This is a genomic window from Nitrosococcus halophilus Nc 4, assembly GCF_000024725.1.
Classification (GTDB): domain Bacteria; phylum Pseudomonadota; class Gammaproteobacteria; order Nitrosococcales; family Nitrosococcaceae; genus Nitrosococcus; species Nitrosococcus halophilus.
Genome location: NC_013960.1, coordinates 590844 through 609571, shown reverse-complemented (window position 1 = coordinate 609571; position 18728 = coordinate 590844). Strand labels below are relative to the sequence as shown.

19 protein-coding genes are annotated in these 18728 nt (G+C 53.6%); 7 read left to right on the top strand and 12 right to left on the bottom strand.

Annotated features, from left to right (window positions below):
* Nucleotides 1-4: 4 nt before the first annotated feature.
* Together typA and suhB are read right to left on the bottom strand one after the other, a co-directional pair.
* On the bottom strand, nucleotides 5-1834 hold the full coding sequence (gene typA / locus NHAL_RS02920; protein WP_013031674.1) for a translational GTPase TypA: 1830 nt from the start codon (nucleotides 1832-1834) through the stop codon (nucleotides 5-7).
* A 321-nt stretch (nucleotides 1835-2155) separates the two neighbouring features.
* Nucleotides 2156-2953, bottom strand: coding sequence for an inositol-1-monophosphatase (gene suhB, locus NHAL_RS02915; protein WP_013031673.1), 798 nt, complete (start codon nucleotides 2951-2953; stop codon nucleotides 2156-2158).
* 579 nt (nucleotides 2954-3532) lie between these two features.
* Here suhB and NHAL_RS02910 point away from each other — a divergent pair.
* Nucleotides 3533-3844, top strand: coding sequence for an Lpp/OprI family alanine-zipper lipoprotein (locus NHAL_RS02910; protein WP_013031672.1), 312 nt, complete (start codon nucleotides 3533-3535; stop codon nucleotides 3842-3844).
* A gap of 73 nt (nucleotides 3845-3917) precedes the next feature.
* Here the strand turns inward: NHAL_RS02910 and NHAL_RS02905 are convergent, their stop codons facing one another.
* Nucleotides 3918-4838, bottom strand: a complete 921-nt coding sequence (locus tag NHAL_RS02905; protein ID WP_238985420.1) for a L,D-transpeptidase family protein — start codon at nucleotides 4836-4838, stop codon at nucleotides 3918-3920.
* A gap of 142 nt (nucleotides 4839-4980) precedes the next feature.
* Here NHAL_RS02905 and NHAL_RS02900 point away from each other — a divergent pair, with 142 nt between their 5' ends.
* On the top strand, nucleotides 4981-5763 hold the full coding sequence (locus tag NHAL_RS02900; RefSeq protein WP_013031670.1) for an outer membrane protein assembly factor BamD: 783 nt from the start codon (nucleotides 4981-4983) through the stop codon (nucleotides 5761-5763).
* A 101-nt stretch (nucleotides 5764-5864) separates the two neighbouring features.
* Here the strand turns inward: NHAL_RS02900 and NHAL_RS02895 are convergent, their stop codons facing one another.
* The 3 genes from NHAL_RS02895 to sucC form a co-directional block, all read right to left on the bottom strand.
* On the bottom strand, nucleotides 5865-6203 hold the full coding sequence (locus tag NHAL_RS02895) for a P-II family nitrogen regulator (protein WP_013031669.1): 339 nt from the start codon (nucleotides 6201-6203) through the stop codon (nucleotides 5865-5867).
* A gap of 129 nt (nucleotides 6204-6332) precedes the next feature.
* Entirely contained in the window at nucleotides 6333-7214 is an 882-nt protein-coding gene (sucD, locus tag NHAL_RS02890) for a succinate--CoA ligase subunit alpha (RefSeq protein ID WP_013031668.1), read from the bottom strand.
* Nucleotides 7211-8380 carry an ADP-forming succinate--CoA ligase subunit beta gene (gene sucC, locus NHAL_RS02885; protein WP_013031667.1) on the bottom strand — a complete coding sequence of 390 codons (1170 nt, stop codon included), beginning with the start codon at nucleotides 8378-8380 and terminating at the stop codon, nucleotides 7211-7213. Before sucC ends, sucD begins: the two co-directional genes overlap by 4 nt.
* Before the next feature lie 61 nt (nucleotides 8381-8441).
* On the opposite strand from sucC, the gene pip reads away from it, so the two are divergent.
* Genes pip through NHAL_RS02865 form a run of 4 tightly spaced genes read left to right on the top strand, consistent with a single transcriptional unit; the run spans nucleotide 8442 to nucleotide 11734 of the window.
* Nucleotides 8442-9386 carry a prolyl aminopeptidase gene (gene pip, locus NHAL_RS02880; RefSeq protein WP_013031666.1) on the top strand — a complete coding sequence of 315 codons (945 nt, stop codon included), beginning with the start codon at nucleotides 8442-8444 and terminating at the stop codon, nucleotides 9384-9386.
* 9 nt (nucleotides 9387-9395) lie between these two features.
* Entirely contained in the window at nucleotides 9396-9860 is a 465-nt protein-coding gene (dtd, locus tag NHAL_RS02875; protein ID WP_013031665.1) for a D-aminoacyl-tRNA deacylase, read from the top strand.
* Nucleotides 9861-9866: 6 nt separating this feature from the next.
* Nucleotides 9867-10406 carry a TRAP transporter small permease subunit gene (locus NHAL_RS02870; protein ID WP_013031664.1) on the top strand — a complete coding sequence of 180 codons (540 nt, stop codon included), beginning with the start codon at nucleotides 9867-9869 and terminating at the stop codon, nucleotides 10404-10406.
* The gene (locus NHAL_RS02865) at nucleotides 10406-11734 is read left to right on the top strand and encodes a TRAP transporter large permease (protein WP_013031663.1); all 1329 of its coding nucleotides are present in this window, start codon (nucleotides 10406-10408) and stop codon (nucleotides 11732-11734) included. Before NHAL_RS02870 ends, NHAL_RS02865 begins: the two co-directional genes overlap by 1 nt.
* Before the next feature lie 106 nt (nucleotides 11735-11840).
* On the opposite strand, the gene epmA is transcribed toward NHAL_RS02865, so the two are convergent.
* On the bottom strand, nucleotides 11841-12836 hold the full coding sequence (epmA, locus tag NHAL_RS02860) for an EF-P lysine aminoacylase EpmA (RefSeq protein WP_013031662.1): 996 nt from the start codon (nucleotides 12834-12836) through the stop codon (nucleotides 11841-11843).
* 46 nt (nucleotides 12837-12882) lie between these two features.
* On the bottom strand, nucleotides 12883-13452 hold the full coding sequence (efp, locus tag NHAL_RS02855; protein WP_013031661.1) for an elongation factor P: 570 nt from the start codon (nucleotides 13450-13452) through the stop codon (nucleotides 12883-12885).
* Nucleotides 13453-13511: 59 nt separating this feature from the next.
* On the opposite strand from efp, the gene epmB reads away from it, so the two are divergent.
* Complete coding sequence (gene epmB, locus NHAL_RS02850; protein ID WP_013031660.1) at nucleotides 13512-14522, top strand: EF-P beta-lysylation protein EpmB; 1011 nt, start codon at nucleotides 13512-13514, stop codon at nucleotides 14520-14522.
* A gap of 53 nt (nucleotides 14523-14575) precedes the next feature.
* On the opposite strand, the gene NHAL_RS02845 is transcribed toward epmB, so the two are convergent.
* The 4 genes from NHAL_RS02845 to NHAL_RS02830 form a co-directional block, all read right to left on the bottom strand.
* The gene (locus NHAL_RS02845) at nucleotides 14576-15736 is read right to left on the bottom strand and encodes a citrate synthase (RefSeq protein ID WP_013031659.1); all 1161 of its coding nucleotides are present in this window, start codon (nucleotides 15734-15736) and stop codon (nucleotides 14576-14578) included.
* Between the two features lie 184 nt (nucleotides 15737-15920).
* Nucleotides 15921-16901 carry a lipoyl synthase gene (lipA, locus tag NHAL_RS02840; RefSeq protein WP_013031658.1) on the bottom strand — a complete coding sequence of 327 codons (981 nt, stop codon included), beginning with the start codon at nucleotides 16899-16901 and terminating at the stop codon, nucleotides 15921-15923.
* A 300-nt stretch (nucleotides 16902-17201) separates the two neighbouring features.
* The gene (gene lipB / locus NHAL_RS02835) at nucleotides 17202-17834 is read right to left on the bottom strand and encodes a lipoyl(octanoyl) transferase LipB (protein WP_013031656.1); all 633 of its coding nucleotides are present in this window, start codon (nucleotides 17832-17834) and stop codon (nucleotides 17202-17204) included.
* Nucleotides 17835-17862: 28 nt separating this feature from the next.
* Nucleotides 17863-18726, bottom strand: coding sequence for a D-amino acid aminotransferase (locus NHAL_RS02830; RefSeq protein ID WP_013031655.1), 864 nt, complete (start codon nucleotides 18724-18726; stop codon nucleotides 17863-17865).
* Nucleotides 18727-18728 lie beyond the last annotated feature (2 nt).

Genomic DNA, 18728 nt, shown 5'->3' with positions numbered 1-18728 from the left:
TTCGCTATTCCCCCGCGGCTACCTTGCTCCGCGCTGCCCGCTTTCTTTCATGCTCCAGTAGCAATTTTTTGCGCAAACGAATATGCTTGGGCGTCACCTCCACCAATTCGTCCTCATCAATAAACTCTAATGCTTGCTCCAAGCTAAGCTGCAAGGGAGGGGTCAACAGAATATTCTCATCACTTCCCGCCGCCCGGATATTGGTAAGCTGCTTGGCTTTCATGGGATTGACCACCAGATCGTTTTCCCGCGAATGAATACCGAGAATCATTCCCTCGTAAACTTCGGTGCCGGGCCCGATAAAGAGCCGACCCCGCTCTTGGAGATTAAATAGGGCATACCCCAAGGCTTTGCCCACACCGTTGGCCACCAGAACCCCATTCTTGCGGTGAACCACCGCGCCCTTTTTAATGGCGCCATAATGGTCGAAAACATGGTAGATCAACCCGGTGCCGGAAGTCGCAGTCAGAAATTCAGTCTGAAAGCCGATAAGTCCCCGGGATGGAATGGAATACTCCAAGCGCACCCGGCCCTTGCCATCGGGAACCATATCGGCAAGTTCCCCTTTGCGCTCACCGAGCTTTTCCATCACCGCGCCCTGGTGTTGCTCCTCCACATCCACCATCAGCTGTTCATAGGGCTCACACAATTCACCCTTAATTTCCTTAACAATCACCTCGGGCCGGGACACACCCAGCTCATACCCTTCCCGCCGCATATTCTCGATCAGGATGGAAAGGTGGAGTTCGCCACGCCCGGAAACCTTGAATTTATCCGGATCATCGCTTTCCTCAACCCGCAGGGCGACGTTATGGATCAGCTCCCTCAGCAAACGCTCCCGCAACTGACGGCTGGTCACATACTTTCCGTCCCGACCGGCAAAAGGGGAATTATTGACTTGAAAGGTCATGCTTACCGTAGGTTCATCCACCGTTAGAGGCGGCAAACCCTCAACCTGGGCGGGATCACAGAGAGTATCGGAGATCCGCAGATTCTCGATCCCCGAAATCGCGATGATATCCCCCGCCCTGGCTTCAGGGATTTCAACCCGCTCAAGCCCTCTAAAACCCATGACTTGAAGCACCCGTCCCTTACGCCGATGCCCTTCCCTATCCAAGATTTCCACTGGGGTGTTGGTTTTGACTACACCCCGTTGAATACGGCCAATACCAATCACCCCCACATAGGGGCTATAGTCCAAGCTGCTAATTTGCATTTGGAAAGGGCCTTCCAAGTCCACCGGAGGAGGAGGAACCTGTTGGACAATGGTCTGAAAGAGGGGAGTCATATCCCCAGCGTCTACCTCCGGCGTCAGCCCTCCATAGCCCTGAAGCGCCGAAGCATAAACCACCGGAAAATCTAGCTGTTCGTCCGTGGCGCCAAGACGATCAAATAAATCAAAAGTTTGATCCAACACCCAGTTTGGGCGACTGCCTGGCCGATCGATTTTATTGATCACTACAATCGGACGGAGACCCAGAGCAAAAGCCTTCTGGGTGACAAAACGGGTCTGGGGCATGGGACCATCCACCGCGTCAACCAGCAATAGCACGGAATCCACCATGGATAGGACCCGTTCTACCTCGCCCCCAAAATCCGCATGGCCGGGGGTATCCACGATATTAATCCGGTAACCGTTCCACTCAATGGCGGTATTTTTTGCCAGGATGGTGATTCCCCGCTCCCGTTCGAGATCATTGGAGTCGAGTACCCGCTCAGCAACGGTCTCCCACTCGCCAAAGGTACCTGATTGCTTCAGTAGCTGATCAACCAGGGTGGTTTTGCCATGATCCACATGGGCGATGATAGCGATATTACGAAGTTTATCGACCATAGGTAACAACCGACTTTATGAATTTACCTTGATATAAAGATGAAATCTGTGAAATAGAGAGCAATGTAGGCGCATTGCTCCGGGCATGATAACTCTCTTCTGCCAAAACTGGGGTTAAGCCTCTTCGTGCGCACGGCGCACGCGACTTACTCCCTGGTGAGGGGCGATTGACCTGCCTGCCTGTCACCGCACGAAACCGATCACATTCTTCTTCTCAAAATTTTTGCCGAGAGACTTAAAATCCAGCCCGCAGGCTGCGCCTACGAATTAGAAAGGAGAAATAACCTGGCGTTAATGGCTAGAGGGCTGAATGGAGAAGAATCACCGGGCAAGCTCCTCCACTAACAAGGGTTGAATAGTTTGAAGGATAGCCTTATGAACCGAAAGATTTCCAGCCACCACATTGCCTGTGGTTAAGAAATCATGGCCTCCAGAAAAATCGGTGATAATGCCCCCTGCTTCCTGAATCAGCAGCGCCCCGGCAGCCATGTCCCATTCGGCAAGGCTGAGCTCCCAAAACCCATCCAAGCGTCCAGCCGCCACATAGGCCAGATCCAAAGCCGCCGCGCCGGGTCGGCGGATACCGGCGGTATCGCGAAACAGAGCCTTAAAGGTGGCCAGATAACAATCCAAATACTGATGCTTTTTAAAGGGAAAACCTGTCCCCAATAAGGCGCCTTCCAGCCCCTTTTGTGGACTTACCCGTATACGCCGCTCGTTAAGTTGCGCCCCGCTGCCCCGGGAGGCAGTAAAGAGTTCCTGCCGTAGGGGATCGTAAATCACGGCATGCTGCAAACGACCTCTATGTTTTACCGCAATAGAGATGGCAAACTGGGGAAACCCATGCAAGAAATTAGTCGTCCCATCCAGAGGATCGATCACCCAAATCGTATCGTCCCCCGCCTGTCCTCCCCCTTCCTCGGCTAGGATTCCATGGCTAGGGTAGGCCTTGCGGATGATACCGATAATCTCCCGCTCAGCCAGCCGATCGACGTCACTGACAAAGTCGTTGCGATCCTTTACCGTCACCTCAAGGTGATCGACTCGGTCTAGAGAACGCACAATCAGGTTACCGGCACTGCGCGCCGCGCGCACTGCAATATTAAGGAGGGGATGCATGAATAGAACCTTTTTAAATTTGAGTTCGCTACTTACGGGTCGCAATTATCGGCTTATCTGCGTTCGCCGACTAGGCGCCTGCCAAGTTGCGCCCTGCGCGTTTCCTGCTTCATCGAGGCCCCTATTGTCCCAGGTCTTGCCCGGTATCGTCAGGAGGCTGTGCCCCTCGACAGGCCTAAGTTCCCGCGCTCATCGCGGTAGCTCTGGTAGAGAATTGCTCGTCGGGTTTTACGCTATGGCGAGTCTTCTGATAACAACCCCGAGGTATCTTTATGATACCACACCTTAACGTAGGGTCGAGTTTAACCCAAACGCGCCGCAGCGAACAACAAACTATTGTGCCCTCGCACTCTCGCTGAGGGGCGTCGTGCGTTCATGCACTCCTTCAAAGCTTTAAGCACAGGGAAGCGGATATATTCTCACATCGCGATAAGTCATTGCTGTAACTACAAAACTCTTATTGGACTTTTTCCATTTTTCCTGCTAGTTTTCATACATGCTCCTTAAGATCACAACAATGTTTTCAACCCTACCTTCTCCACAATAATTTCTCCCAAAAATAGTAAAGGAGGTTCTACAATGAAAAAAGGCTTTGGTAACGTCTTAAAATTAAGTATTGCGATGACCCTTGTGGTGCTGCTTGGCGCCTGTGCCAGCACCTCCAGAGTCGATCAAGTGGAAGCCCTGGTACAGGAGGCGCAAAGCGCGGCCGATGAAGCTCAAACCGCTGCCCGCAATGCCCAAAGCGCTGCCAACTCTGCCGCACAAAGGGCTGAAGATGCTGCTGCTAGGGCCGACGCTGCCCACCAGACAGCCGACGAGGCCTTCCAAGCGGTCACCGAATGCTGCGCTAAAGTCGATCGCATGTTCGAAAAAGCAATGAGCAAATAACGATACTGACTCGTCTAGCCCGGATGTTGCGCTGATTTAGGGCAACATCCGGGCTAGGATGGTATTTTAGCCACTATAGGGTATCCCCAGCCTCAATTTTACCTACCTGAGTCGCCACCCCAGTACGCTCATCAGCGACACGCTTAGCCGCCTCCCAATACATTTCAGGAATAGGTTTTTCAGTGGCGGCGACGATGGTTGCCACCATCTTAGTCAATCCACCCTGTTCCGGGCTCTCCAACTCTGGAAGGGGGACATGGGCCTCAAGATAAAGTACGGCGTCCTTGATCCCGGCTTTAAAAGGCTGATAAACAATATTGACCGAAGCGCCTACCTTAACCTGAGCAAAGAGGCTGGCAATATCTTCCGGGTAGAGCCGGATACAGCCATGGCTCACACGCATTCCTACTCCCCAAGGACGGTTGGTGCCATGAATCAAATACCCCGGCATACCCAAGCGTAAGGCGAACTTTCCAAGGGGATTGTCAGAACCGGGGGGGACCACCTTCGGTAATGGATCCCCGTTAGCTTCATGCTCTGCCCGTATCGACTCGGGGGGAATCCAAGTGGGGTTCTTCTTCTTGCTAATGACCGAAGTCTTCCCCAAGGGGGTTGACCAACCTTCTCGTCCAATGCCTATAGGATGGGTCACCACGACTCCTGGCTGTCCCGGTTGGGATTCCGGAAAATAATATAACCGCATCTCAGCAAGGTTGATTACAATCCCTCTGCGGGGAGCCTGGGGCAACACATACTGTGTGGGAACCACGACCGGGCTGCCTTCCTTAGGTAGCCAGGGATCGATATTGGGATTGGCGGCTTTGATTTCACTGTAACCCACATCATAGCGGCGAGCGATATCCAACAAAGTCTCGGAGGCTTTTGCAGGCACGATAAGATTGCGTCCCACCACAGACTCCCCTGACGAGGGCAGTACCAGAGTGGCCGCCGAAACAGCAGTCGTTAATAAGAGGCTGATAGCTATAATGGTCACATAAAAATTTACGATAATAATAAGAGGGGTTATTTTTGATTTGAACATAAAAATCTTATTTTCTCGGTAAAGAGCCTCAACTAGCCCTGACCTTACCCACTATGAGCTTTGCTCCTGCGCCTAGTTGGGGTAATCTAACGGTATGCGAATTTTTTACTTTCTTTCTCTATTCCTCGTCCTCTGGCTTGGAGGTTGCTCCTGGCTTGGCAAACCCCAAGAACAACCAGAAGCCGACTGGAATGTTGAACGATACTATTCCGAAGCCAAAGCTGCACTCAATTCCGGCAATTACCAACAGGCCATTACCCTTTATGAGCAATTAGAAGCCCGTTACCCCTTTGGGGTTTATGCCCAACAAGCATTGCTAGAATCCGCTTATGCCTATTACAAATTCGATGAGCCGGAATCGGCACTTGCGGCATTAGACCGTTTTATTCGCCTTTATCCTCTCAATCCCCATATGGATTACGCCCATTATCTTAAAGGATTGGTAAATTTTCATCGCGGGATTGGCCTTATCGAAAAATATATTCCTCGGGATGAATCCCAGCGGGACCCAGAATCGGCCCGGGATGCCCTAAAGGATTTCAGAACCCTAGTAAAGCGCTTCCCCGACAGCCGGTATGCCAAAGATGGCGCTCAGCGCATTGTTTACTTGCGTAATCGGCTGGCACAGCATGAAATTAACGTCGCTCAGTATTATATGCGACGAGGGGCCTATATTGGTGCCATTAACCGGGCCAAATATGTGGTGGAGAATTATCAACGCACTCCCACCGTACCTGAAGCCCTAACTATTATGGCCCGAGGCTACAAGGTCCTGGGCTTAGACGAATTGGCGGAAGATACCCTGCGGGTATTGGAAACCAACTTCCCAGGCCATCCTGGCATCGCCCAGGCCAGGCAAATCAAAATAATAGAGTAATAGAACCCCGCTGGTTTGATCAGCGGGGTTCATGCAACTCGCCCATCCGTCCTCTTGCCTGAACGCGCGCTGCAACAAGCTAGGGTTTACCCAGGGTGTTGCTAAATCGCATCCCCCCCTTCTTCACCGGTACGGATACGAACAGCACGTTCTACATTAGTGACAAAAATCTTGCCGTCACCAATACGACCGGACTGGGCCGCCTTAGTGATCGCCTCAATACAGGCATCGACCTGGTCGTCGCCGACAACGATTTCCAACATGATTTTCGGCAGAAAGTCCACGACATACTCAGCACCGCGATAGAGTTCCGTATGTCCTTTCTGACGGCCGAAACCCTTCACCTCGATGGCCGTCATCCCTGAAACTCCGATTTCTGATAGGGCTTCGCGCACATCATCGAGCTTAAACGGTTTGATAATCGCCTCAATTTTCTTCATTAACTACAACTACTCCCTAAAAAGTGGATCTCGACACGTCAGTTATCGCTGCTGCCTCACCGACGCACAAAAATCCGGCCCTTTTTAGCAGCCAGCGGCCCAGCAATCAAGGATTAAGTCATGGCTGACTTATCTTCCATCCCCACTTAAAGCCTGCTCCATACACTCTCCCATCTCAGCGGGTGAGTGGGCTATCACCACTCCCGCCGCCGAGAGGGCTTCCACCTTACCTTTGGCGGTCCCTTTGCCGCCACTAACAATGGCCCCCGCATGACCCATGCGCTTCCCCTTGGGAGCGGTGATTCCCGCGATATAGGCAACGACCGGCTTGCTAACATGATGCTGGATATATTCGGCTGCCTCTTCTTCAGCGCTGCCGCCTATTTCCCCCACCAAGATTACCCCTTCGGTCTGGGAATCTTGCTCAAAAAGCGCAAGGCAATCAACGAAGCTCATACCCTGAATAGGATCACCGCCAATCCCCACACAAGTACTTTGACCCAGCCCCTTTTGACTCGTCTGGTAGACCGCCTCATAAGTGAGGGTACCCGAGCGGGAGACAATCCCAATTCGACCCGGTTGATGAATATTCCCCGGCATAATACCAATTTTACAGGCTCCAGGCGTAATGACACCGGGGCAATTAGGCCCCACCAGACGGGAGGGGGTGTCTGCTAAGACCGCTTTCACCTTCAGCATATCAAGTACTGGAATTCCCTCGGTGATGCAGACAATCAGGCGGATCCCCCCCGCCGCGGCTTCTAAAATCGCATCGGCGGCAAGCGCTGCGGGAACATAAATCATGGTGGCATCGGCGCCAGTCGCCTCCACGGCTTCTGCCACCGTGTCAAAGACGGGACGTTCCAGATGAGTCTGTCCACCTTTACCCGGCGTCACCCCACCCACCAGTTGAGTGCCATACTCTATGGCTTGCTGAGAATGGAAAGTGCCCTGTTTGCCGGTAAAGCCTTGGCAAATCACCCGCGTCTGCTCATCAACCAAAATACTCATTTTTCCTCCCCTGCCGCAGCTACCGCTTTGCGGGCGGCATCCGTCAGATCATCCGCCGTGATCAGATTCATTCCGCTATCCTGCAACAGGGTACGGCCCTGCTTGGCATTGGTGCCTTCCAAACGCACCACCACAGGCAGTTGGATCGCCACCTCTTGCACCGCCTGGATAATCCCTTCCGCAATCAGGTCACAACGTACAATACCGCCGAAAATGTTGACCAGAATCGATTTAACTTTGCCATCGGCAAGGATCAACTTGAAGGCTTCGGCCACCCGGTCAGCCGTCGCCGTCCCCCCTACATCAAGGAAATTAGCCGGCTCCCCACCCTGGAGCTTGATCAAATCCATAGTGGCCATGGCAAGACCGGCGCCATTGACCATGCAGGCAATTTCCCCTTCCAGGGCAATGTAGCTCAAGCCATGGGCCCGGGCTTCAACTTCTTTGGGGTCTTCCTGGGTAGGGTCGCGCAGAGCTTCCCAAGCGGGGTGCCGAAAGAAGGCGTTATCATCCAATATCACCTTGGCATCCAAGGCCAACAGATTACCCTGTTCGGTGACCACCAAGGGATTCATCTCGACTAAATTCCCATCTTGTTCCCGAAACAACTGGTACATTTTCTCCATAATTTGGCTCAGCTGCCGGCGCTGCTCCCCAGTCAACCCGAGAGCGAACCCCACCTCCCGGCACTGATAAGGCTGCAACCCCATGATGGGATTGATCACCAATTGGAGAATCTCACCCGGGTGCTCCGCCGCCACCTGCTCAATATCCACCCCGCCGCGGCTTGAAACCATGATCACGACTCGCTTTAGTTGGCGATCCACCGTCGTGGCAAGATAAAATTCCCGAGCCACTGCCGCCGGCTGTTCTATCAGGAGGGTTTTAACAGGCAGCCCCGTGGCATCGGTTTGGGCCGTCACTAAACGGGTTCCCAGCAATTGCGCGCCAACCTCAGACAGCTCCTCCAAACTGGAGACCACCCGCACTCCACCGGCCTTGCCCCGCCCACCGGCATGGACTTGGGCCTTGACGACCCAGCGTTCCCCCCCCAATTCCCGCGCCTGTGCGCCTGCTTCTTCGGCAGTCTCCGCCGGGCCTCCTGGGGGCACGGGAATCCCATAATCCGCAAATAAGCGCTTAGCCTGAAATTCATGCAAAATCATATTCTGAACCTGTTTGGGTACAATAGTGTTCTTAAGTATAAATTTTAGGCAAAATAATTGAATGCTGTCTCTTTATCCCGATATCAAGCCTTACGTGCGCCACACCCTAGCGGTGGAGGCGCCCCATCAACTCTATGTGGAAGAATGTGGTCATCCGGGAGGGCTGCCGGTTCTCGTTCTCCATGGAGGACCCGGCAATGGCTGCCAACCCCACCAACGCTGTTTCTTTGATCCCGATCTCTATCGGGTGATTTTATTCGATCAGCGGGGCTGCGGCAGATCTCAACCCCACGGTGAGCTGGAAAAGAACACCACCACAGGGCTCCTGGCCGATATAGAACATATCCGCAAGCATTTAGGGATTGAGCGCTGGCTTATTTTTGGAGGGTCTTGGGGGGCCACCCTAGGGCTGCTCTACGCAGAGGCCTATCCCAACCAAGTCCTGGGGCTACTATTGCGGGGTATCTTCCTGGGCCGGGAGCAAGACACCCGCTGGTTCCTCCAGGAGGGCACTCCCCAAATTTTCCCCGATGTCTGGGACTCCTTGGTAGAGGATATTCCCCCTGGAGAGCAAAATAATCTAATAGAGGCTTTCCACCGCCTTCTTAATAGCCCCGATGAACTAGCCCAAATGGCAGCGGCTAAAGCGCTCAATACCTGGGAATCCAGTTGCAGTCGTCTTGTCAGCGGTAAGATGCCCTCCCCTCAGGCGCATCCCGCACTTCTAGCCCAGGCCCGGCTGCGAATCCACTATGCCAGGAATCATTACTTTATCAAGCCCAACCAGATATTGAACAATGCCCACCAACTGGCGAATATCCCTGGCATTATCATCCATGGTCGCTATGATGTGCTCTGCCCAGTGGGCAATGCTTGGGAATTGCACCAAGCTTGGCCTCTATCTGAATTGCAGATCGTGCCCGTCGCCGGTCATGCAGCCACTGAACCGGCAATTGTGGATGCCCTGGTCCGGGCAACGAACCTCATGGCTCGGCGGGTGGGCTAAAGACCACCCATGATTGCATTATTGCAGCGGGTCACCAATGCCCAAGTTACCGTCGACGGAGAAACCATAGCTCACATCGGCCCCGGGTTGATGGTACTAGTGGGAGTCGAGCGGGGCGACGGCGCCCCCCAAGCCGAGCGGCTATTAGAGCGCCTGCTCAGCTACCGCGTCTTTGCCGATTCCAAAGGACACATGAACCGGAGCTTGACCGACATGGGGGGGGATCTGTTATTGGTACCCCAATTCACCTTAGCGGCTGACACCCGCAAGGGGACACGCCCCAGCTTTACCCCAACCGCACCGCCGGCACTGGGCCAACAGATATTTGAACACCTGCTTACTCGAGCTAAAACCCGCTATCCCAGACTTGCCGCAGGCCGCTTTGGCGCCCACATGCAGGTTTCCCTGACCAATGATGGTCCCGTCACCTTTACTTTGCGGGTTCCACCAGAAGTTAAAACAACAACGACATAACCAAAAATGGGATTTCCAGAACAAAAACTTCAACAATTCGCGACTTCCATCGATAAATTAAGTAGTTGGACGGGCCGCTTAGTAGCCTGGTTGGTGCTGCTTTTGGTGTTGTTGGTATGCTACGACGTCAGTATGCGCTATCTTTTCCAAAGCGGCTCCGTAGCCTTGCAGGAATTGGAATGGCATCTCTTTGCGCTGATCTTTTTGCTAGGGGCCGCACCCACCTTAAAAAATGATGGCCATGTGCGAGTCGATGTCCTCTACCACAGTCACTGGTTTAGTCCTCGAACTCGAATCTGGATTAATCTCCTCGGAACCCTCGCCTTCCTGCTCCCTTTCTGCCTTGTGGTGATTACCGCCTCCTGGCCCTTTGTCCGCAATGCTTTCCTACAAAATGAAGGTTCTCCTGATCCCGGTGGCCTCCCTTATCGTTATCTTCTGAAAGCCGTTATTCCCCTCGCTTTTAGTTTACTCGCCCTCCAAGGTATTGCCGATCTTATTCGCAACTTACTGAAATTAAGACAGGATTCGGAGGCGACTGAATAATGGAAGTGTGGGCTCTCGTGATGTTTGCAGTGCTATTTGCACTGCTGCTTTTAGGTTATCCGGTTGCCTTCACCCTTGGTGGCGTTGCGTTAGCTTTCGGGACGATATTCCTGGATATGGATTTCTTTCGACTCTTGCCCTTGCGTATCTGGGGCATCATCACCAACTTCACCCTATTAGCGGTGCCCCTGTTTGTATTTATGGGAGTCATCCTAGAGAAATCAGGCCTAGCCGAAGAGTTGCTTGAAACCATGGGCCTATTATTTGGCCGGCTACGGGGGGGGTTGGGAATCTCCATTGTAGTGGTCGGCGCGCTTCTGGCAGCAACCACCGGGGTAGTGGGGGCTACCGTGGTCACCATGGGGATTATTGCCTTGCCCTCCATGCTTAAGCATGGCTACGCCAAGGAGTTGGCGACCGGGACTATTGCCTCTGCAGGAACCTTAGGACAAATCATCCCCCCCAGCATTGTGCTGATCCTATTAGGAGATGTCATGGGGGTGCCGGTAGGCCAGCTCTTCATGGCAGCCGTCGTTCCTGGGATCTTGCTCATCCTGCTCTATATCGCCTATATTGTGGTCACTGCCTGGCGACGGCCAGAGGTTGCTCCAGCCCTTAATAGAACAGCCACCCTCGGCCATCCTAGCTTAGGGCTACAGATCCTCAAAAGCCTCATTCCTCCCTTGGCCTTAGTGATTGCGGTGCTGGGCTCGATCTTTTTTGGAATTGCTTCCCCCACCGAGTCGGCTGCAGTGGGCGCCCTCGGCGCCATGCTTCTGGCGCTCTCCCACCGGCGACTGACCCTGGATAACCTGCGGGAAGCCAGTGCTCAGACCATGCGCCTGACAAGCATGGTTTTTATTATTTTAATTGGCGCCACTGCCTTTGGTTTAGTCTTTCGCGGGATGGGGGGCGATGCCTTGGTCTTGGAATTAATGTCTGGGCTGCCTGGGGGAGCTTGGACCTTCCTCGCCATCAGCATGTTACTCATTTTCCTGCTAGGGTTTTTTCTTGATTTTCTTGAAATTTGCTTTATCGTGGTGCCTATCCTTACGCCGGTGGCCATCCACCTGGGGCTTAATCCGCTCTGGTTTGCGGTACTGATTGCCCTGAATTTGCAAACCTCCTTTCTCACTCCACCTTTTGGCTTTTCTCTCTTTTACCTGAAAGCCGTCACCCCCCCTGAGGTTCAAATCAGCCACATCTACCGGGGCATATTGCCCTTTGTCGCTATCCAGCTTATCGCCCTGGTGCTCCTTTTGGTCTTTCCTGAACTAGGTCTCTGGCTACCTACCACCATGGACCGTTGGCAAGGGCTAGGAGGTTAATATTTATAGCGGCTGCCATTTAGAGGGAGGGTTGTGTTTTAAATGGGGAGAATTGAGATTCCCTCACCTTCGTGTCCTTTGTGTCTTGGTGGTGAAAAATTCAAGGTTAGATCCGATCAACAGGGAAAGCCAAAACTTCCTCAATGTGCAAGCTTCCTAACAGCAGCATTAGGAGCCGGTCCACTCCCAGCGCCACCCCCGCACAATCCGGCAGCCCCTGGGCTAAGGCTGCCAACAGAAGCTCATCCAAGGGCACTTCCTCAAGCCCCCTCGCCTTTCGGTGGGCCAGATCCGCTTGGAAGCGTTGGCGCTGTTCTGCGGCATCGCTCAACTCATGGTAGCCATTGGCCAATTCCATACCATTGAGGTACACTTCAAAACGCTCCGCCAGAGAAACGGAACAAGCTTTTGAAGGGGGACGAACACGGGCTAATTGGGCTTCAGAGGCCGGATAGTCGTAAACAAAACAGGGCCGACCCTGTCCAAGTTGGGGTTCTATAACCGCCGCCATCAAAAAATCTAGAGCAATTTGCCTTGCTTCTTCACCCTTTTCTGTCCCTCCCTGGAAGCCATGGGCTCTAGCGAGCCCTTCCAATACCTTATGGCTGGCGGCAAAGACATCGACTTCTAGGTAGTGCTGAAAAGCCTCTCCATAGCTAAGGCGCTCCCCCTTGGGTGTTCCCAAAAGCAGCGACAAAAAGATATCGACTTCCTCCATGAGAGCCCAGTGGTCAAAACCAGGGCGGTACCACTCCAGCAGGGTAAATTCGGGATTGTGCCGCCGTCCACTTTCCCCGTTGCGAAATACCCGCGCGAGCTGATAAATCGGACCACTCCCCGCCGCCAATAGGCGTTTCATGGCATGTTCAGGGGAAGTCTGCAAAAAAAGCCGCTGACCTTCCGGGTTCTGAGGCCCCTGATAGTGAGTCGTTAGACTATGAAGATGAGGCGCAGTTGCTGGCGCCGTTGCGAGTATAGGCGTTTCTACCTCTAAGACTCCACGCTCCGCGAAGAAACGGCGAATGTCCGCCAGGAGCCGTGCCCTAGCCTCTAAGGCTCTCCTATTGGCTGTAGGACGCCATCGAGTCTCTGCCTCCGCCATAGGGGCCAATACCTAGGGATAATGATGAGAAAGCACAACGCCCCGGTTATTCCTTGGCCCGTTCCACATACTCGCCCGTACGGGTATCAATCTTGAGCACTTCGCCCACATCAATGAACAACGGAACTCGCACTACTGCGCCCGTCTCTAATGTAGCCGGTTTGTTGCCACCGCTAGAGGTGTCCCCACGAAGGCCCGGATCGGTTTCGGTCACCTTAAGGGTGACAAAATTGGGGGGGGCCACCGAGAGGGGTACCCCATTCCACAGGGTAACAGTACAAATATCTTGTTCCTTGAGCCATTTGGCCGCATCACCCACAGCAGCCCCATCGGCTGAGTACTGCTCAAAGGTCTCTGGCGACATAAAATGCCAAAACTCTCCATCTGAATAAAGGTACTGCAATTGGGTCTCAAGGACATCCGCTGCCTCTAGGGTTTCCCCAGACTTAAAGGTCCGATCAATTACCCGGCCCGTTTTTAAGTTACGCAGCTTGACCCGATTGAAAGCCTGCCCCTTACCGGGCTTGACAAATTCATTCTCCACGATGGAACAGGGATCCCCATCCATCATGACTTTGAGCCCGGATTTAAATTCATTGGTACTATAGGCTGCCATACTCCCCTCTCCAAAAATTATTTAAGATTAATTAGGCTTTCTAGTTACAAAAACCGACTATGATAACCCAATCACCTCCTCCTCTACAGAGGCCAGCTTGGCAAACGGAACTTGCCCGGGCTGTCCGCAATCCACAAGAATTGCTTGCTCTCATAGGTTTAAATCATCATCCGCAACTTGCCGGCGAAGCCACCCGTCGGCAATTTCCCCTCCGAGTGCCCCGCGGTTACATCGCCCGCATGAAAAAGGGGGATCCTAACGACCCACTCTTCCGGCAAGTTTTTCCCTTGATTGCCGAAGATCAAATTTCGCCCGGTTTTAGCGCCGATCCTGTCGGCGACTTGGCCGCCATGCCCGCCCCTGGAGTCCTGCAAAAATACGCCGGAAGAGTGCTTCTGGTCACCACGGGGGCCTGTGCCATTCACTGCCGCTATTGCTTTCGCCGCCATTTTCCCTATGCCGACCATAACCCTGCTCCAAGCCAGTGGCAGCAAGCACTACAATATATTGCCCAGAACCCAAGCACTCAGGAGGTGATTTTGAGCGGCGGCGACCCCTTAACCCTTACTGATAACCGCTTAACCGAACTGGTCCAGGCCCTGGCCGCCATTTCCCATGTCAAGCGGCTGCGCATCCACACCCGCTTGCCAGTGGTATTGCCAGAGCGAGTCGATAGCCACTTGCTCCAGTGGCTTGAGCATACCTCCCTGCAAAAAGTGGTGGTTATCCATGCCAATCACGCTAACGAGCTTGATGATAGGGTAGGCGAGGCGCTTGAGGGGCTTTCCCGCGCCGGATGCCGTCTCTTCAATCAGACGGTGCTGTTACGGGGGATTAATGATAGGGTGAGTGCTCTGTGTGATTTGAGCGAAAGCTTGTTCGATGCAGGCGTCATCCCCTATTACCTCCACCTATTGGACAGAGTCCAGGGAGCCGCCCATTTTGAAGTGGATACTCCCACCGCCCAATGCCTGCACCGAACACTGCGCGCCCGCTTGCCCGGCTACTTAGTGCCCCTGCTGGTGCAAGAGCTGGCAGGCGCGCCCAGCAAGTTGCCCCTGGAAGGATAATCCTAGAAACGGCAGTTAAGCGCTCGGCTACCGTTTCTAGGAGAGCGCAACCGCTAACCCCGTTCGTTCAACGGAACATAATGCCGCAGGGGACTGCCCACATACACTTGAGTAGGCCGGAAAATGCGGTTATCGGAGAGTTGCTCCCGCCAGTGGGCCAACCAACCCCCTGAGCGAGAGACGGCAAATAAGGGCGTAAATTGGTCTGTAGGTATCCCTAATTCCCTGTAAAGAATGCCTGAGTAAAAATCTACGTTGGCATAAATGCCCTTATGGCCCAACCGTTCCGTGGCCGCCTCTTCTAAGGCGAGGGCCGTTTCGAATAACGGGCTGAGCTGACCGCCCCGTTCGGCTGGTAATCGCTCCATCAATTTTTGCAGGATTTTAGCCCGGGGATCCTTGGTTTTATAGACCCGATGACCAAATCCCCAAATTTTTTGCTTATGGGCGAGTCTCTCGTCGAGCCATGATTTTACCTTCTCGGGGCGGCCAATTTCCCGCAGCATCTCTACCACCCGTTCATTGGCCCCTCCATGTAAGGGGCCCGACAGGGTCCCAATGGCACCAGAAATCACCGCATAGGGGCTGGCTAAGGTGGAACCGGCCACTAAAGTCGCAAAAGTCGAGGCATTGATAGTGTGCTCGGCGTGGAGTATTAAGCAGGTATCCATGATCTTTGCCATCAACGGATCCGGCTCTTCACCATGGAACATGTATAACAGATTCTGGGCAATGGGCAGATCGGGGCGAGGAGGAACCGGGTCATAGCCGTTGCGGATATGCTCCCACATCGCCACTAAGGCAGGCATGCGGGCAATGATCTTGACCGTCATGTTATCGACGTAATTGCGATCAGTGCAAGAAGCAGAACCCGTTAAGCATTCATTCCCCGGATAGAACATGCCCAGCGCAGAAACACCCGCCTGTAGCATCTCCATCGGAGACCCGGTACTCGGCAATGCCGTCATCAGGGTCCGGATATTGTACTTTACCCGATAATTTTGCCGTAATTCCTGGGTAAACTCTTCAAGGCGCTGAGCTGTAGGCAATTCCCCGTCTAACAACAGCAAAACCGTCTCTTCAAAGGTGCTACGCTCGGCCAAATCTTCAATAGGGTAACCCCGATAGGTCAGTATGCCGTGCTCACCATCAACCTCTGAGATATTGGACCGGGTCGCCGGAACCCCTTCGAGACCGGGCAGATATTCACTCATGTAGGCCTCCTCACCTTAGTATCTACATATCCCCAATGCCGTGGCGGTAAATCCATCCAGGATAGCCCCTGATAACTAGGCAAATAAAAATAGAAACCGCCTCCCACTGGCAGGGCGTGAGATACCTCAAATTTAAAAGTAATGATAGCAGAAAACAGATCGCTTTCTGAGGAGAAGCTTAACGCTAGGTAATGGCTTCACCGGCAGCTTGACGATCGGCATGATAAGAAGAGCGGACCATGGGGCCACTGGCCACATGGGAAAACCCCATGGCGCGGGCTTTCTCCCCTAACGCATCAAACTCCGCCGGGGTAACGAAGCGCTTCACCGGCAAATGATGGAGGCTGGGTTGCAGGTACTGGCCTAGGGTGAGCATATCGCAACCATGATCACGCAGATCCCTCATGACTTGCTCCACTTCTGCTAACTCTTCTCCCAGGCCAAGCATCAAACCTGATTTGGTCGGCACAGCGGAATGTCCCTCCTTGAAACGTTCTAGCAAGCGCAAAGACCACTGGTAATCGGCACCGGGGCGGACGGCCTTGTAGAGACGGGGTATCGTCTCCAAATTGTGGTTAAAAATATCGGGGGGCGCCACTGCCAATGCCTCCAAAGCCCGATCCATGCGTCCCCGAAAATCCGGCACCAAGACTTCAATGCAAGTCTGGGGCGACTGGGTGCGAAGCGCCTGAATACAGCGTGCAAAATGGGCAGCGCCCCCATCACGCAAATCATCCCGATCCACCGATGTCACCACCACATGACGAAGCCCCATGGCGCGGACGGCTTGAGCCAAATGCATGGGTTCCCCAGCATCGAGGGGATCTGGCCGCCCATGGGCCACATCGCAAAAGGGACAACGGCGGGTACAAATATTACCCATGATCAGGAAAGTCGCCGTGCCGTGGCCGAAGCACTCCCCAAGATTAGGGCAAGAGGCTTCCTCGCAAACAGTATGAAGCTCATGCTCGCGCAACAACCCTTTAAGCCGTAAGACCTCGGAACCTATGGGCGCCTTAGCCCGGATCCAGCGGGGTTTGCGTTGGCGTTCTGTCGTCGGTTCAACCTTCACCGGGATCCGGGCGACCTTAGAGGCGCCCTTCAAAGCCCGAATATCCCTATCCCGCTTTAACTCACCGCTAGACGGTGGCGTTTTTGAATTCATGATCGCACTCTTCCAAAGGTTGATACCACCGTCTTTAGACGGTCAGTTTTAACTACGAGATTAAGCGGTGTATACTGTTGGCTTGGCGCGCGTATCCCACGTCGATGTCCAGCCTGCCAGACAGGCGTAAATAAATAACGAGGGATTGCTTTGCTTATCAGCTTGGCAACGGGCGCCCCTGGGGGGTAAGCCGTCCGTATGTGGGGTCTCTTGACTACCATAAATGACCGCTCCTTTTGGGGTTGGGTCTGAAAAAGCCACCTGCTTTAGCAGGTCGGTCGTTTACTTAATAATCCTATTTTATTCCTCATATAGCGGGGCTGGATATCCCAACCGCCGCGCTAGATGCTGAGATAATGTCCGTCGGAGGGTCGCCACCGGAACAATCACCCCTAAACTCCTCAAATCAATCACTTTCATGCCTGGGTAACCGCAGGGGTCAATATAATCGAAAGGTGATAAGTCCATGGCGACATTCAAGCTAAGCCCATGATAGGAACAGCCTCCCCGCACCCGCAGACCCAGGGATGCAATCTTTCTGCCTTGGACATAAACCCCAGGGGCCTCTGTCCTGCGACTTCCCTCGATACCATAGGATTGTAGCAAGTCAACCACGGATAGCTCCAACGCATCCACCAGTTGCCGTACCCCCAAAGCCCGGCGCCGCAGGTCAATCAAGGCATAGACCACCACTTGCCCCGGTCCATGGTAAGTGACCTGGCCACCCCGATCACAGTGCACCACGGGAATGTCACCCACCTCTCGCACATGACATTCTCTGCCATTCAAACCTAAAGTAAAGACGGGAGGATGCTCCACCCACCATAATTCATCGACGGTGGCGCTGTCACGGCTAGCGGTAAAATCCCGCATCGCCTGCCATACGGCACCGTACTCTTGAAGGTGAAGATTCCGTATCCGCAGTGTATCCATGGACACCGCAGTCCCCTCATCTATGGTTTCAATTTTCGTAGAGACCTGCTCGCACCCTCGCCTTGTACTCTTGATACAGTATATCCATTTGCCCCCATAGGGGACCAGGCTTGCCGCTGCCGACTTCGATTCCATCGAGCCGAGTCACGGGGACAATTTCTCGGGTAGAACTGGTTAGCCAAAGCTCATCCGCTTGAGTCAAATCCCAGGCAGTGATCACCCTCTCGCGGCAAGGGATCCCGCCCTCTCCTGCTAATTCCAGTATTAGATCCCGGGTGATCCCAGACAATAAAAAAGGACCCTTGGGGGGCGTCGCCAGTACTCCTCCACGAACGATAAATACATTGCTTGCCGCTCCCTCAGTGAGCTGCTCATCCCGCAACAGGAGCGCCTCTTGAGCCCCTGCCTCAATTGCCTCTTGGCGCAATAAAATATTCGCTAGCAAGGCCACCGATTTAATGTGACAGTACTTCCAACGAATATCTTCCCGGGTCACAGCAGCCACCCCTTTCAACCGCCACTCCGTCGGTAAAGGTTTGAGAGGATTGCTCATCGCAAACACTGTGGGTTCGACCGGCTGCGGGAAGGCATGATCCCGCGCCGCAGGCCCCCGGGTTACCTGCAAATAAACCGCTTGATCCAGACCCTCGTTGCGGGCGACTAGGCGCTGGAGGACTTCTCGCCACTGGCTGGGCGAGAGGGGGTTTTCTAAATGGATGGCTTGAAGACTGTGTTCAAGACGCTGCAGGTGCAAGGATAAACGGAAAAAATGTCCGCCATAGACCGGGATCACTTCATAGACCCCGTCGCCAAATAAGAATCCCCGATCTAGCACAGAAACCTTGGCCTGCGCTAAAGGCAAAAACTCGCCGTTGAGATAAACGAGAGCCAAAG